At 54.7% G+C, this 15,003-nt stretch carries 12 protein-coding genes and 3 rRNA genes; 3 read left to right on the top strand and 12 right to left on the bottom strand.

The annotated features are described in order from the left end of the window. Positions 1 to 33: 33 nt before the first annotated feature. Positions 34 to 978 (top strand): membrane protein insertase YidC, encoded by a 945-nt coding sequence (gene yidC, locus ACKFRY_RS03185; RefSeq protein WP_408923170.1) that lies wholly within the window; start codon positions 34 to 36, stop codon positions 976 to 978. On the opposite strand, the gene ACKFRY_RS03180 is transcribed toward yidC, so the two are convergent. The 4 genes from ACKFRY_RS03180 to ACKFRY_RS03165 all read right to left on the bottom strand — a co-directional run bounded on the left by ACKFRY_RS03180 (position 935) and on the right by ACKFRY_RS03165 (position 3,074). Further along, positions 935 to 1,543 (bottom strand): TetR/AcrR family transcriptional regulator, encoded by a 609-nt coding sequence (locus tag ACKFRY_RS03180; protein ID WP_408923169.1) that lies wholly within the window; start codon positions 1,541 to 1,543, stop codon positions 935 to 937. The genes yidC and ACKFRY_RS03180 overlap by 44 nt on opposite strands. A 78-nt stretch (positions 1,544 to 1,621) precedes the next feature. Beyond that, positions 1,622 to 1,870: a GlsB/YeaQ/YmgE family stress response membrane protein gene (locus tag ACKFRY_RS03175; RefSeq protein ID WP_005327014.1), complete on the bottom strand. Its 249-nt coding sequence runs from the start codon at positions 1,868 to 1,870 to the stop codon at positions 1,622 to 1,624. 119 nt (positions 1,871 to 1,989) lie between these two features. After that, positions 1,990 to 2,889 carry a universal stress protein gene (locus ACKFRY_RS03170; RefSeq protein ID WP_005325338.1) on the bottom strand — a complete coding sequence of 300 codons (900 nt, stop codon included), beginning with the start codon at positions 2,887 to 2,889 and terminating at the stop codon, positions 1,990 to 1,992. A gap of 41 nt (positions 2,890 to 2,930) precedes the next feature. Beyond that, positions 2,931 to 3,074 (bottom strand): hypothetical protein, encoded by a 144-nt coding sequence (locus ACKFRY_RS03165; RefSeq protein WP_005325337.1) that lies wholly within the window; start codon positions 3,072 to 3,074, stop codon positions 2,931 to 2,933. On the opposite strand from ACKFRY_RS03165, the gene ACKFRY_RS03160 reads away from it, so the two are divergent. Next, on the top strand, positions 3,055 to 4,065 hold the full coding sequence (locus tag ACKFRY_RS03160; RefSeq protein WP_408923168.1) for a pseudouridine synthase: 1,011 nt from the start codon (positions 3,055 to 3,057) through the stop codon (positions 4,063 to 4,065). The two genes, ACKFRY_RS03165 and ACKFRY_RS03160, sit on opposite strands and share 20 nt — an antisense overlap. A 349-nt stretch (positions 4,066 to 4,414) precedes the next feature. Here ACKFRY_RS03160 and rrf read toward each other — a convergent pair. The 6 genes from rrf to ACKFRY_RS03130 form a co-directional block, all read right to left on the bottom strand. Further along, a 5S ribosomal RNA gene (gene rrf / locus ACKFRY_RS03155) occupies positions 4,415 to 4,532 on the bottom strand. Positions 4,533 to 4,658: 126 nt separating this feature from the next. Further along, positions 4,659 to 7,727, bottom strand: a 23S ribosomal RNA gene (locus tag ACKFRY_RS03150). Between the two features lie 453 nt (positions 7,728 to 8,180). Then, a 16S ribosomal RNA gene (locus ACKFRY_RS03145) occupies positions 8,181 to 9,698 on the bottom strand. The 16S, 23S and 5S rRNA genes sit together here, the layout of an rRNA operon. Positions 9,699 to 10,277: 579 nt before the next feature. Next, a complete protein-coding gene (locus tag ACKFRY_RS03140) occupies positions 10,278 to 11,249 on the bottom strand; it encodes a beta-carotene 15,15'-monooxygenase (RefSeq protein ID WP_408923167.1) in 972 nt (323 codons plus the stop codon). Then, positions 11,246 to 12,049, bottom strand: coding sequence for an AAA family ATPase (locus tag ACKFRY_RS03135; protein ID WP_408921740.1), 804 nt, complete (start codon positions 12,047 to 12,049; stop codon positions 11,246 to 11,248). The genes ACKFRY_RS03140 and ACKFRY_RS03135 overlap by 4 nt, the downstream gene beginning before the upstream one ends. Further along, positions 12,046 to 12,420: a GntR family transcriptional regulator gene (locus tag ACKFRY_RS03130; protein WP_005325961.1), complete on the bottom strand. Its 375-nt coding sequence runs from the start codon at positions 12,418 to 12,420 to the stop codon at positions 12,046 to 12,048. Before ACKFRY_RS03130 ends, ACKFRY_RS03135 begins: the two co-directional genes overlap by 4 nt. A gap of 203 nt (positions 12,421 to 12,623) precedes the next feature. Here ACKFRY_RS03130 and ACKFRY_RS03125 point away from each other — a divergent pair, with 203 nt between their 5' ends. Then, entirely contained in the window at positions 12,624 to 13,721 is a 1,098-nt protein-coding gene (locus tag ACKFRY_RS03125; RefSeq protein ID WP_049359225.1) for an NYN domain-containing protein, read from the top strand. Here ACKFRY_RS03125 and ACKFRY_RS03120 read toward each other — a convergent pair. Next, entirely contained in the window at positions 13,718 to 14,455 is a 738-nt protein-coding gene (locus ACKFRY_RS03120) for a PspA/IM30 family protein (RefSeq protein WP_005325958.1), read from the bottom strand. The two genes, ACKFRY_RS03125 and ACKFRY_RS03120, sit on opposite strands and share 4 nt — an antisense overlap. An 83-nt stretch (positions 14,456 to 14,538) precedes the next feature. Then, positions 14,539 to 14,907 carry a thioredoxin gene (gene trxA, locus ACKFRY_RS03115; RefSeq protein ID WP_005325956.1) on the bottom strand — a complete coding sequence of 123 codons (369 nt, stop codon included), beginning with the start codon at positions 14,905 to 14,907 and terminating at the stop codon, positions 14,539 to 14,541. Positions 14,908 to 15,003 lie beyond the last annotated feature (96 nt).

The raw sequence follows: 15,003 nt of genomic DNA, 5'->3' as shown, positions 1-15,003 counted from the left end.
GCCTTAAACCATACTGCCCATGAAAGGTTGAGCATGTACGAAGTCTTCATGTACCCGGTTTCTGGAATCATGAAATTCTGGCACTGGCTCATCAGCAGCTTCGTCGGTGAATCTACCGCCTGGCTGATTTCCATCATTCTGCTGGTTATCACCGTGCGCGGCGTCATTGTTCCCCTGAACTGGATTTCCGTACGCTCCGCCCGCATCGGCGCACTCATCCGCCCGGAGAATAACCGCATCAAAAAGCAGATGAATAACGCCACCACCACCGAGGAGATGGCGGAGCTCATGCAAGAGGAAAAGAACCTCATGAAGAGTTATAACTACAACCCCGCAGCTGGTTGTGTTCCCCCGCTCGTCATGATTCCGGCCTTCATCGGCCTCTATCAAGTGCTCCTGCGCATGTCGAATATTGAGCGCGGCTCCACCACCGTGGGCATGCTGAATGCCTCCGATGTCTCGGCCTTCCGCGAAACCACCTTCTACGGCGCTCCGCTGACGGATTTCGCCCGCGAACACGGCGACCTCATCAATCCCATCCTCATTGCCGCTATTGCCTTTACCATGGCTAATTCCGTCATCTCCTTGGTGCGCAGTTTCCGCACCACTCAATTTGATCAGAAGGTCAACCGCCGCGTCTTCATTCTCATGGGCTTCTTGCTCCTGGTGATCCCCTTCTTCCTATGGCACCTGGCCCAAACCGGACCTATCCCGGTGGCCATCATTCTTTACTGGGGCTGCGCCTATCTCTTCATGCTGATCCAAACCGCTATCTTTGAGATCATTTTGCACCGCGACTACCCGCTTACTGAGGATGTCCACGCTATGCGCCGCGAAAGCATTCGCCGCTGGCGCAAGCGCGAAAAAGAACCCGCCCTCTCCAAGGAGGAGAAGAAGCGGGTTAGCCAGCTACGTATGGAGGCCCGAAAGTACCTTAAATCGAATAATCAGCAGGGGGAGCAGAAAGCATCTGAGTAGCCAGGTCGCGGGCCGTCTGCAGCGGCCCAATCTCCTTGGTGAGGCGAGCACCCGCACGGCCGCCGTCCAAGAAAATCAACAGCTGGCTCGCCTGCGAGGACGATGGGTAACCATTGCGCTCTGTCAGCAAGGCCGTCAGGGTGGAATGCACCCATTTGCGGTGTTCAACGCAGGCAGCCACGATACCGTGTTCCGCCTCGGTTTCGGGGCGCGGATACTCTCCGGCCGCATTCAAGAAATGAGACCCGCGGAATTCCTGTTTGGGTTCTTCCTCGATCGCCTTATCAAAAAAGGCCAGGATCTTCTGATCCGGATCCGTCATCTCCGCGGTACGCTGTTCCCAATCTTGGCGGAACTTCTCGTCCAAAGCTTCTACATAAGCGATAACGAGCGCGTCTTTGGAACCAAATAAAGAGTACAAAGAAGCTTTAGCCACATCCGCCTCGCGCAGGATGCGGTCGATTCCGATGACACGAATGCCTTCGGTAGTAAATAGCTTGGTCGCTGATTCCAGCAGCCGGCTGCGCGGGCTGGGCCGATTACGGCGCGACTTCTTCTCTGCCATGGGTTCCTCTCTAAAACGACAAAGCCGGTTCATCTATACTTTATAGACAAACCGGTTTGTACGCGAATTAAATTTGGGCTACTTCTTGATGAGCCCCACGATCCACAACAGGATACAAGCGCCACCCGTAGCGGCAATCAAGGAGAAGATCCATCCACCTTCCTCAATGTTCAGGAAGTGGATAATCATGCCACCGATGATGCCACCCAGCACACCAACAATAAGGTTGGTCAGCAGGCCGTGGTCGCGCTTCATAATCTTCTCTGCCAGCCAGCCGGCAATGATACCAATGACAATCGAGCTGATAAGCCCCAGACCCAAGTTCATAAATTCCTCCTAAATTAGCGGGTATACCTTAGCGTACACGAGCGCACACTACCTAAGGAAGCTCCGCACAACAAGAGCGCTCCGCCCTTGTGGGCGAAGCGCTCTATGAATAGCAGTCTCTAGCTTTCCTCATCCGGACGGACAACCATCATCGGGCACGGTGCGGACTGCAACAGTGCGCGAGAGGTCGAGCCCAAGAGCATGCCTTTAAAGCCGCCGCGGCCGTGCGAACCAACAACCAATAGCTGCGCGCCTTCTGCAGCCTCGGTCAAAGCACTCACCGGACGGTCACGGGTAATGAGCTTCTTTACCTCAACCTCTGGGTACTCCTCGCGCGGCTCCTTCAGATTCTCGGTCAGAAGCTCGCTCTGCTCCTTTTCAATATCAGCCCACTCGGACTGGGCGGCCGACAGACCCGCCAAGGAAGCCTGCACCTGCATATCCATCCAAGTATGCACGGCAATCAAAGCAGCACCGCGGGCCTGTGCCTCGCGGAAGGCGTAAGCCGTGGCCTTCTGCGATACCTCGGAACCATCCACACCAACGACGACAGGGCCGTACTTGGTGGAATCCGTAACATGATTATCTTCGCGAACGACGACCACTGGGCAAGAGGCGTGGGATACAACCGAAGCAGAAACGGAACCCATCACCATGCCGGACAGGCCACCCATGCCGCGGGAGCCCATGACAATCATGGTGACATCATGCGACATTTCTAGAAGCATGTCGATCGGGGAGCCCTCGGCCACAGTGTGACCAATCTTCAGCTCTGGGGCTACCTCATGAGCGATGGCGCGAGCTTCCTCGATCTTCTCGAGGGTCTCGGCCTGCAAGTCGTCGAAAAGCTCCTTTGGCGGAACCATGCCCTCTGCGTACAGGAACTGTGGCATGGTGTAGCTAGATGCGATCCGCAGTGGAATCTCGCGCTTCATAGCCGTATTTGCGGCCCAACGTACTGCATTCTTCGATGCATCCGAACCGTCAACGGCAACGACTACAATGTCTTCCTTAGCCATGATGTGTCCTTTCGGTGGTTATACCTTAATTGTAGTACGGATTAGGCTTGAGGGTTGACGGTTGCAGCCTCGGAATTCGACGGGAACATAACGGTGTACACAAACTCCAGGACGGTGCGAATTACGGCACCAATACCTTCAGAGAAAAAGGCAACAACCGGTTCAATGAGAGAGTTAAAATCCATGGACAAAACATTAATACATCGCCGAAAAGGTTTCACGCCTTTGCCGATTAAAGACGGTCTGAATCCAACCCGCGTGCGCACTCCCGAGGCAGGCATAACGGCCTGGGATTTTCTTAGTGCAGTAATTTCGGCACAACGCCATCGACACCCCGACGACGACGCCTCGGCGCTCCAGGCGCGCTTCGACTCTGGCGAGGTTGTCCTACGCAATCAGACCAAGCTTCGGCCGGACTCAATATTAGGCAACGACGAGGACGTCTTTTTCTACCGCATTCCGGCACCCGAAACACCGGTGCCTTACGACGTCCCCATTCTCTTCGAGGATGAACATATACTCGTCGCCGATAAGCCACCGTTTATGGCAACCATGCCACGTGCACGCCACATCGTACAGACCGCTACAGTCCAGCTGCGACGAATGACAGGTAACAACGAGCTTGCCCCGGCGCACCGCCTCGACAGACTTACGTCTGGAATCTTGTTATTCACCAAACATCGCGATGTTCGGGGAGCCTACCAAACCTTATTTGCAGAAAAGAAGGTACAGAAGACCTATCAGGCGATCGCCGAATACCGCTGCTTGCCGACGCCCCTCCAGTGGGCCTCCCACCTCACCAAGACCCCCGGCGAAATCCAAGGCCGCGTAGGCGATGGAAGCCCCAACGCATTTACCACTCTGGCCGCAGTAGAACTAATAGATAAGGCCCCATATGAAAAAATCCACGGTGAACTGCCCCAATTAGGCAAATACACGCTTACACCCACCACGGGCAAGACCCATCAATTGCGCCTCCACATGTGGCAAGCTGGAATACCCATCCTGGGTGATCCTGTCTATCCAGAGATTTATCCCGAGGACGCGGAGGATATGCGGATCCCAATGCATCTCACCGCAGCCCACATCGAATTTACTGACCCCCTCAGCGGGAAGTACCGGGAGTTCGAGTCCGCCCTTCCTCTCTACACGCACCGCCTAATCGATCAGGCATAGCCGACACATTGTGTAGTCCATGAAACTGTCACGTGGCGAAAAAGTATAGCCAAAGCCGGCGCCCTTTACGAGTAGATAAGGGAAAATCACCGAGCCATTCCTAGTCCGTAGATCCCCAGCAACAAACACAGTGGGGTGCGGAAAGACTCTCAATCGCTCGTCCTGAAGTGTTCTCCTGGGGCGCCTAATGCCGATAAACTTCAGCTACGACGAATGGTGGCGGTGTGCAGCTCGCTACGTGTTCCGTCATGTGATGCTTGCTCCCGTAAAACGTGAAAGAAGGGAAGAGGACGGTGGGTGTTCCGTCCTCTTCCCTTTCTTGGGTTATTGAGTTGTTTTTGTTGTTTGGTGTCGGCGGTGACTTACTCTCCCACAACCTCCCGGTTGCAGTACCATCAGCGTGTGCAGGCTTAGCTTCCGGGTTCGGAATGGGACCGGGCGTTTCCCTGCAGCTATTGACCACCGACAAACATACGAAGCATTCCAACCCTTAGGTGTGCTTTCGGGTGTTGTGTCAGATACTGCATAGTGGACGCGGTCACGACAGTGACTGTTTCTTCTTCTTACTTTTTGTTGAGTTACACCGAGTGTGTTGGTGTTTGTTGTGGTCAATTAGTACCAGTAGCCTTCACACCTTACAGTGCTTCCAGGTCTGGCCTATCTACCCTATCGTCTTTAGGGGACCTTAACGAAACCTCATCTTAAAACAGGCTTCCCGCTTAGATGCTTTCAGCGGTTATCCCTTCCGTACGTAGCCAACCAGCGATACCCCTGGCGGGATAACTGGCACACTAGAGGTACGTCCGTCCCGGTCCTCTCGTACTAGGGACAGCTTTCTTCAAGTTTCAACGCGCGCGGCGGATAGAGACCGAACTGTCTCACGACGTTCTGAACCCAGCTCGCGTGCCGCTTTAATGGGCGAACAGCCCAACCCTTGGGACCTACTCCAGCCCCAGGATGCGACGAGCCGACATCGAGGTGCCAAACCATCCCGTCGATATGGACTCTTGGGGAAGATCAGCCTGTTATCCCCGGGGTACCTTTTATCCGTTGAGCGACACCACATCCACAAGTAGGTGCCGGATCACTAGTCCCGACTTTCGTCCCTGCTCGACATGTCTGTCTCACAGTCAAGCTCCCTTGTGCACTTACACTCACCACCTGATTGCCAACCAGGCTGAGGGAACCTTTGGGCGCCTCCGTTACATTTTGGGAGGCAACCGCCCCAGTTAAACTACCCACCAGGCACTGTCCCCAACCCAGATCATGGGCCAAGGTTAGATGCTCAATCCGATCAGAGTGGTATTTCAACAACGACTCCACCACCACTAGCGTGATAGCTTCCAAGTCTCCCACCTATCCTACACAAACCGAACCAAACACCAATACCAAGCTATAGTGAAGGTCCCGGGGTCTTTTCGTCCTGCCGCGCGTAACGAGCATCTTTACTCGTAGTGCAATTTCACCGGGCCTGTGGTTGAGACAGCAGAGAAGTCGTTACGCCATTCGTGCAGGTCGGAACTTACCCGACAAGGAATTTCGCTACCTTAGGATGGTTATAGTTACCACCGCCGTTTACTGGGGCTTAAATTCTCAGCTTCGCAGTCAAAGACTACTAACCGGTCCTCTTAACCTTCCAGCACCGGGCAGGCGTCAGTCCATATACATCAACTTAACGTCTTCGCATGGACCTGTGTTTTTGATAAACAGTCGCTTCCCTCTATTCTCTGCGACCCCACAACGCTTCCAGCCGTAAAGACCTTCACGTCGTAAGGCCCCCCTTCTCCCGAAGTTACGGGGGCATTTTGCCGAATTCCTTAACCACAGTTCACCCGAACGCCTTAGTATTTTCAACCTGACTACCTGTGTCGGTTTAGGGTACGGGCCATACACACACATCGCTAGAGGCTTTTCTCGACAGTACAGGATCACCACCATCAACCCCAATGGGTCTACGCATCACGTCTCAACCACAATGTGCGGCGGATTTACCTACCACACGATCTACACGCTTACACCACCAATCCAATAAGTGGCGTGGCTACCTCACTGCGTCACCCCATCACTTGAACCACACATCAGGCCCCACGACATCAACACCACCAACACTCAAAGAGTCTTAGTAGTGCATCCGCGGTGGTTAGTATCAGTGCTTTATCATGGGCGCGCATGTACGGGTACCAGAATATCAACTGGTTATCCATCGACTACGCCTGTCGGCCTCGCCTTAGGTCCCGACTCACCCTGGGAAGACGAACTTGACCCAGGAACCCTTAGTCATCCGGCGGATAGGATTCTCACCTATCAATTCGTTACTCATGCCTGCATTCTCACTCGCACACAGTCCACGCCTCCTTACGGTAACGCTTCAACCCATGCACGACGCTCCCCTACCCAAACAAAAATTGTTTGCCGCGGCTTCGGCGGTGTACTTGAGCCCCACTACATTGTCGGCGCAGAACCACTCGACCAGTGAGCTATTACGCACTCTTTCAAGGATGGCTGCTTCTAAGCCAACCTCCTGGCTGTCTTCGCGATCCCACATCCTTTTCCACTTAGTACACCCTTAGGGGCCTTAACCGGCGATCTGGGCTGTTTCCCTCTCGACTATGAAGCTTATCCCCCACAGTCTCACTGCCGTACAACACAATTAGTGGCATTCGGAGTTTGGCTGACATTGCTAAGATTGTAGTCCCGCTCAACCAACCAGTCGCTCTACCTCCACCAAGCTATAATACGACGCTGCACCTAAATGCATTTCGGGGAGAACCAGCTATCACGGAGTTTGATTGGCCTTTCACCCCTACCCACAGCTCATCCCCGCAGTTTTCAACCTACGTGGGTTCGCGCCTCCACAACCTCTTACAGCTGCTTCACACTGGCCATGGGTAGATCACCCCGCTTCGGGTCCAGGACATGCCACTATACACCCCATTAGGATTCGGTTTCCCTACGGCTACCCCACACGGGTTAACCTCGCGACATGCCGCTGACTCGCAGGCTCATTCTTCAAAAGGCACGCCATCACACACAAACGGTGCTCTGACGGATTGTAAGCACATGGTTTCAGGAACTATTTCACTCCCCTCCCGGGGTACTTTTCACCATTCCCTCACGGTACTCATACACTATCGGTCACACTGAGTATTTAGGCTTACCGGGTGGTCCCGGCAGATTCACAGCAGATTCCACGAGCCCGCTGCTACTCGGGCAACCCAACAACCCACATGCCATTGTCTTCAACTACAGGACTCTCACCTTCTCCGGCAGGCCATTCCAAACCACTTCACCTAACAACAACACACGAGCGGACCATCAGTAGCTAGTCCACATTGGGGCCCACAACACCGCACACACAACCCCTACCAGGTATCACATGCACACGGTTTAGCCTCATCCACGTTCGTTCGCCACTACTAGCAGAATCATTATTATTTTCTCCTCCTACGGGTACTGAGATGTTTCACTTCCCCGCGTAAACCCCCACAACAGCTATGAATTCACTGAAGGGTAACCCCACATAACCAGGGCCAGGTTTCCCCATTCGGACATCCTCGGATCAACGCTTAATTGACAACTCCCCGAGGCTTAACGCAGCCTTTCACGTCCTTCATCGGCTCAGCATGCCAAGGCATCCACCATGCGCCCTTAATAACGAACACACAAACCACCACACACAAACATGCGGGTGGCCACACAAGTGAACTTGACAAAAAATTGATTAAAGAAAAAAGAAATCACACAAACACACACAAACAAACCACAAAAGCAGCCTATCTAGTGTGTTTAATGCTCGCGTCCACTATACAGTTCTCACACAACACCCCAACCACACCTTGCCAACACCAACCGTGTCAACAAGACTCATGGTCAGGCACAAAAAAGGGGGATAATGCCCCAGACACCCAACAATGCACCAACATACAAACAACATTATTTCTTGTTCAACTGTGCATGGACAACGTGTGTCACAAAGCGCCATTCAAACACTTAGTTCGTCTCTTGAGCGTGTGTTTCACCCGGACAATTTTCAATTCAAAAAGGCCGGCAGTATGACACTCGCATACTCAACCAACCAAGGGTGCAACTGCACCCGAAAAATAAAAGCTCCTTAGAAAGGAGGTGATCCACCCGCACCTTCCGGTACGGGTACCTTGTTACGACTTCGTCCCAATCGCCGATCCCACCTTCGACGGCTCCCTAACAAGTTTGGGCCACCGGCTTCGGGTGTTACCAACTTTCATGACGTGACGGGCGGTGTGTACAAGGCCCGGGAACGTATTCACCGCAGCATTGCTGATCTGCGATTACTAGCGACTCCGACTTCATGGGGTCGAGTTGCAGACCCCAATCCGAACTAAGGCCGGCTTTCAGCGATTCGCTCCACCTCACAGTGTCGCTGCGCGTTGTACCGACCATTGTAGCATGTGTGAAGCCCTGGACATAAGGGGCATGATGATTTGACGTCATCCCCACCTTCCTCCGAGTTGACCCCGGCAGTCTCTCATGAGTCCCCAACCAAATGCTGGCAACATAAGACAAGGGTTGCGCTCGTTGCGGGACTTAACCCAACATCTCACGACACGAGCTGACGACAACCATGCACCACCTGTACACCAGCCACAAAGGGAAAGACTATCTCTAGCCCGATCCGGTGTATGTCAAGCCCAGGTAAGGTTCTTCGCGTTGCATCGAATTAATCCACATGCTCCGCCGCTTGTGCGGGCCCCCGTCAATTCCTTTGAGTTTTAGCCTTGCGGCCGTACTCCCCAGGCGGGGCGCTTAATGCGTTAGCTACGGCACGAAAGTCGTGAAAAGACCCTCACACCTAGCGCCCACCGTTTACGGCATGGACTACCAGGGTATCTAATCCTGTTCGCTACCCATGCTTTCGCTCCTCAGCGTCAGTAACTGCCCAGTAACCTGCCTTCGCCATCGGTGTTCCTCCTGATATCTGCGCATTTCACCGCTACACCAGGAATTCCAGTTACCCCTACAGTACTCAAGTTATGCCCGTATCGCCTGCACGCCCGGAGTTAAGCCCCGGAATTTCACAGACGACGCGACAAACCACCTACGAGCCCTTTACGCCCAGTAATTCCGGACAACGCTCGCACCCTACGTATTACCGCGGCTGCTGGCACGTAGTTAGCCGGTGCTTCTTATCTAGGTACCGTCACAAAAAGCTTCGTCCCTAGCGAAAGGAGTTTACAACCCGAAGGCCGTCATCCCCCACGCGGCGTCGCTGCATCAGGCTTGCGCCCATTGTGCAATATTCCCCACTGCTGCCTCCCGTAGGAGTCTGGGCCGTATCTCAGTCCCAATGTGGCCGTCCACCCTCTCAGGCCGGCTACCCGTCGCCGCCTTGGTAGGCCATTACCCCACCAACAAGCTGATAGGCCGCGAGCTCATCCTACACCGAAAAAACTTTCCAACCATCACACTAAAAATGGCTCCTATCCGGTATTAGACCCAGTTTCCCAGGCTTATCCCGAAGTGCAGGGCAGATCACCCACGTGTTACTCACCCGTTCGCCACTCGAGTACCCTGCAAGCAGGGCCTTTCCGTTCGACTTGCATGTGTTAAGCACGCCGCCAGCGTTCGTCCTGAGCCAGGATCAAACTCTCCACAAAAAAATTTCAGAACAACATCCGAAACAGGCCGTGAAAAGCCCGAAACCCAACAAAAGAACAAACCACCACAAACCACAAAAGCCTGTGCTGGCGTCCAAAAAATTACTACAAAGAAAAAATACAGTTCCCTCAACCCGACGGGGTCAAAAATAAGGAAACCAAAAAAGTTGAACACAATCACATGCCAACCAATCCATCTCAATGCAGCCGAAACACCAAACAGCATTCAAAAAAGGTACGTGTTCCACATACCCAACCGGCACACACCAACCAACAAACCACTAAGTCCGCTGGCAGACAAACCAATCAACACACAACCATGCACACAAAAAATAAAAAGTACATTGGCACACTATTGAGTTCTCAAACATCATCACCACACAACAACCACACACACTTTGGCATGTAGCTCGTTGTGAGCAAAAAAATTTTGTTTTGTCAGGGCCTGTTTTCCTATCGCCGCTTCAGCCAGGAACTTTTCTGTTCCTGTGGGGCGCTGTCGGTCGCGCTGACTCGTATTAAGTTACACAGCGACTTAAACAAACACAAATCCCCAGGCCAACCCTTCTTTTAAGCGGTTTAGTTTATGCCCATCCAAGCGCTCATTCCCCCTCGGTGCGCGTTCGCTCGGCGAATGTAGGCGGGGAACGTCAATGCCCAGGCCGCATAGAAGGCCACCGCCAAGAAAAGCTGGACAACCGCGGGAACCGCCACCTGAGTGCACAGAAGGGCCGTCCCGGCGATGAGGACCGCATAGAAGGCGAATAGGTGCCAATTCTTCTTTCCCAGAAATTCCAGACTGGCCACTACTGGGGCGCAGGTGACACTAAGCAGCACGATGTCCGCTACAAGTTCACCGTCGTTTGCCAGCACTGCGCTAGAGGTGGTCGCGACTAGGACAGGTACCAGGCCGAGCACGGCAGTATGCCGGGACCAAACGGCACGACTTCCACCAAGTACCGTGTATTCGCGCAGAGATACTCGCAAGCTGTGGAAAGCTGCGGCGAGCATCGCAATTGAAAGTGTCCAGATGAAGATGCCAAGGAAACCAAGCAACGGGATATCCTCCTTATACCGGCTAAGCACAAACCCGATTGCTAGCGCCAGACACGCAGCACTCCATGCCTTGACCTGCCGGCGGTAAATGGTTTGCCCGGCCAAGGTGCGAGGGAACCATCCAAATCCGTTTGAGGGTTGGGAACCGGTCGTGGTGTACCCGACCCGTTTAGGAGTAGCCCTGCGGTACATGGCCCACGCCGCTGCGACGGCATAAATGGGCAATGCCCACCACAACTGCACGGTGAGGGCACCGATAGCTGCCGCTAGTGCGCACAGGGCAACGAGACAGCGGCGATGTTCATTCCAGATTTTCGAGCCAAGCCCCACCAACTGATACTTCTTAAAGTCTGGTGTCAGGGAAAGTATTAGCGACAAGGAAAAGATCACGGGGAGCGCGTTCCACGTTCCCTGCGCCATGACGGGCATGACGAGCAAAGCGAAAAGGAAAAAGGTCCAGCTCCACCAATCGCCTAGGTACCACAGGAGTTTCATGCTTTCTCCTCCAATGCCAGAACTGCGCGCTCCAAGGAGACCTCAGTGACGCGCAGACCGTAGGCCTGGGCCGTGCGGAAGATGGGGTCGGTGGCGGTAGAGCGGGCGTCGATAAGCACGCGGTCCCCCAAGCCTGTGGTTTCCCTACTGAGTACGCGGAGGTCGAGCTCTTCGACCGCTGCGTTGAGAGCCTCCGATGGGCCCGTGAGCTCAAGAATTCCCTCGATGAAGTCATCAATGGGGCCTGAAATCGGGCTGTCCCCCATCAGAGCGACGGTGTCGAGGAGACCCGCTACCTCATTGAGGTGATGGGTGGAGATGACGATGGTACGGCCGTGTTCCTCACGAAGGACCTGATAGAAAAGCTCGCGGCGCTGTGTGTCGAGGCCGAGATAGGGCTCATCAAGAAGCATGACTTCACAGCCAGAAGCAACGGCGAAGATGAAGCCCACCGCAGACTTTTGCCCGCGGGAAAGGGCAGAGTAGGCCTTGGCCGGCACGTCAAAGCGAACCAGCAGCTCATTGAACCGCTCCTCATCCCAATGCGGCCAGCGCGCCTTACCAATAACGCCCAGCTTTCCGATGCCCCAGGAATCCGGCAGCGGGTTATCAATCCCCATCAAAATGACTCGGTTAAGGACCGATTGCTTGTCAAAGGGTTCCTCGCCGAAAACCGTAATACCGCCAGCTTGGATTTGTCCGGCAATCTTGCGCAGGAGCGTGGTTTTGCCAATGCCATTGGGGCCAACTAAGCCATGTGTGAGGCCATCGGCAAAGGTGAAATCTCGTGTTGTAATCATGAGTACATTCCTCGGCTTTCTGCAACGCGATCAAATAGGTCGTGGAGTTGGGCGCGGTTGTAACCCAGGCGAACGGCTTCGTCGACAAGCGGTGCCATATATTCCGCCGCAAAGTCCGCTCTCCGTCGCTCACGGATAGTAGCCAGGGCCCCTTCCGCCACAAACATGCCGATGCCACGGCGCTTATCCAGCACCCCGATATCCACTAGGAGGCTGATGCCCTTGCGGGCCGTGGCCGGGTTGATGTTGTGAAAATCAGCAAGCTCATTAGTGGAAGGGGCCCTATCCCCCTCACCCAAGGTTCCGTCCACGATGGCGTCCTCCACCAAGGAAGCAATCTGGCGGAAGAGTGGTTGCGTGGAATTATCCATTGACCCTCGGTTCGTTGGTTAGTTACTTGTGTAACCAACCATAACGGCAACACCCCACCCCTGCAATACTTCCAAAGAGAAAACTTTTTTGCTGCCACTGCGCTGGGATTTTGCCCAAGGTTATCGACGTTTTGTGACTAATGGGGCACACTGGAAACCACAAAGAATTTTATTTAGAACAATTAGAACGGAACTTAGGAGCCATGCTTGAACGCACACTCGTCTTTGTCGATACCTCTTACTTGCTCGCAAGCTTTTATAACTCGTGGGAAACGGGTGCCCGCGCACAGCTAGAAATCGATCTGCCCGAGGTGGTCAGCACCATGGGCGGGATGATTGAGAACCAACTTGGGACCCCCATCCAGCGCCAATACTGGTATGACGGCATTCCCGATACCGGCCCGCACCGCTACCAGCGCGCACTGCGTACCTGCGAAGGGGTCCAGCTGCGCACCGGTCAGCTCATCGAATGGGGCGAGCGCCGCACCCAAAAGGCCGTAGATACCCGCCTCGTAGCGGACATGGTCATCGCCGCCATGAAGGGACAATTCACCGACTTTGTCCTCGTCAGCGGCGATGCCGACATGATTCCCGGCGCACAAGCAGCCGTAGATAACGGCATCCGCGTACACCTCTATGGATTCGGCTGGGACTCCATGTCCTCCGCACTGCGCCATGCCTGCGATTCCACCACCATCTTGGACCCTCGCGAGGACTTCGCAGACGCTATGGAATTGCAGGTCCTAGAAGGCCCGCTTCCTCCAGTGGTGCGCGAAAATGCGCATAAAGAGGGCGAGGAAATGCCCGAACCGGATGAATGCGGCGAGCCCTCAGAGGTGGAGGCAGCCTTCGGCGCCACAGAAAAACCCACCCCGGCCCCGACGCCCAAGCCGGCTCCGCCCAAGGTGGATGCTGCAGAGGATTCCCCCGCCGAGGAGGACTCTCCCGCGGAGAAGCCGGCGCCCAAGCCATCCATGATGGCGCCACGCCGCAAGTTGCGCTCTAAGTATGTGCCGCTACCGGAAGAAGTATGGAGCTCAGCTGGGTTCCAATCCCCATTCGACGTGGGCCAGCAATACGCCTCGTGGTGGTTCGATAACGCTGCTAGCACCGAGCAGCGCGATCAGGCACATCTACTTTCCGGCGGCGGGCTTCCCCCGGAGATCGACCGCCCGCTGTTGCAGTTTGCCTGCGAAACCCTGCACGAATACACCCTGACCGAAACCCAGCGCGTGAACCTGCGCGATGGATTCCACTCAGGGATTCGTGGGGTTCTGATTAACGTTCGTCGGCAGAATTAATCGCCGGATTCGAGCTCTTTCTTCTTTTTAAGATCCGCCCGGATGGCATCAAGGCGCGCAGTCGCCTTCATGTCATTGCCGGCGGCTTGGATCTCATTAATGCGATCGCCGCCGGTGGCGTGCTGCAATTCTTGCGCGCCAAGGGCATCGGCGTAGCGCTTTTCAATCTTGGCGCGCACAGAATCAAGAGTAGGAACGGAATCGTCCGGGTTGAGCTGATTCATGGAATCAATAGCCTGGGCGTTCTTTTCTTGCATAGCCGCCTGGTCCGCCTGGGCCTCCAGCTGGCTAACCTGGGCCAGCTGTTCCTTCAAGCGCGCCTCAGACTGCTGTTGCTGGCTCTTGGCCTGCGCGGCAGCCTGTTCTGCGGCGGCGTACTGCTGCTTAACGTCTTCCAGCTCCTGCTCCACCGCTACCAGCTGGGAGGCAACCACTTCCGCAGCCTGGTTATACTCGGAGGCCTTTTGCGGGTCCTCCGCAGAATCCGCCAGCTCCAATGCACGCTGGGTTTGAGACTGGTAGTCCTGCTGGGACTTAACCAGCCGATTCATCTGCATCTCCAGCTGGGACTTATGGCCGATGATTTCTGCAGCGTGATCAGAAATCTGCTGGTGCTGCTCCTTGGCGGCCTGGACGGCCTGCTGGATCTGCACCTTCGGATCAGCGTTCTCATCAATCTTCTGATCGAAGGAACTCATCATGTACTTCCAGCCCTTGCTGAAGGGGTTAGCCATTATCTTCTCCTTTGGACATAAAAAGACGCTTTCTAGCGAGTTTAGCGATACTCACCAGAAAGCGCCCAGGAAGCTAGCGGGGATTAACCCTGCGCGTTCTGCTCTTCTACCTGGCGGCGAACCTCCGCCATATCGAGTTCCTTGACCTGCTTCAGCAGGTCTTCCAATGCTGCAGGTGGCAGCGCGCCAGCCTCGCGGAAGACCAGGATGCCATCGCGGAAGATCATCAGCGTAGGAATGGACTGAATCTCCAGCGCGGATGCGAGGCCCTGGTTAGCCTCGGTATCGAGCTTGGCAAAGGTAGCATCCGTGTGCTCTTCGGAGGCCTTTTCAAAAACCGGCGCAAAGCGCTTGCAGGGGCCGCACCAATCGGCCCAGGCGTCTACGAGCGTAATGCCCTCGCCGGTAACGGTTTCTTCAAAGTTTTCTTCGGTGACGTCGATAGTAGCCATGGTTGTTCTAACTCCTTTGCGGATTGCTTTATTCCCCAACGTACATGAAAAATCCTTGTCATATACCCCTAGGGGGTATAGAATGGGCCCAGAAAC

It is taken from the genome of Corynebacterium tuberculostearicum, assembly GCF_046097255.1.
In the GTDB taxonomy this organism is placed as follows: Bacteria; Actinomycetota; Actinomycetes; order Mycobacteriales; family Mycobacteriaceae; genus Corynebacterium; species Corynebacterium tuberculostearicum_J.
This window is presented reverse-complemented; position numbering and strand designations above follow the sequence as displayed.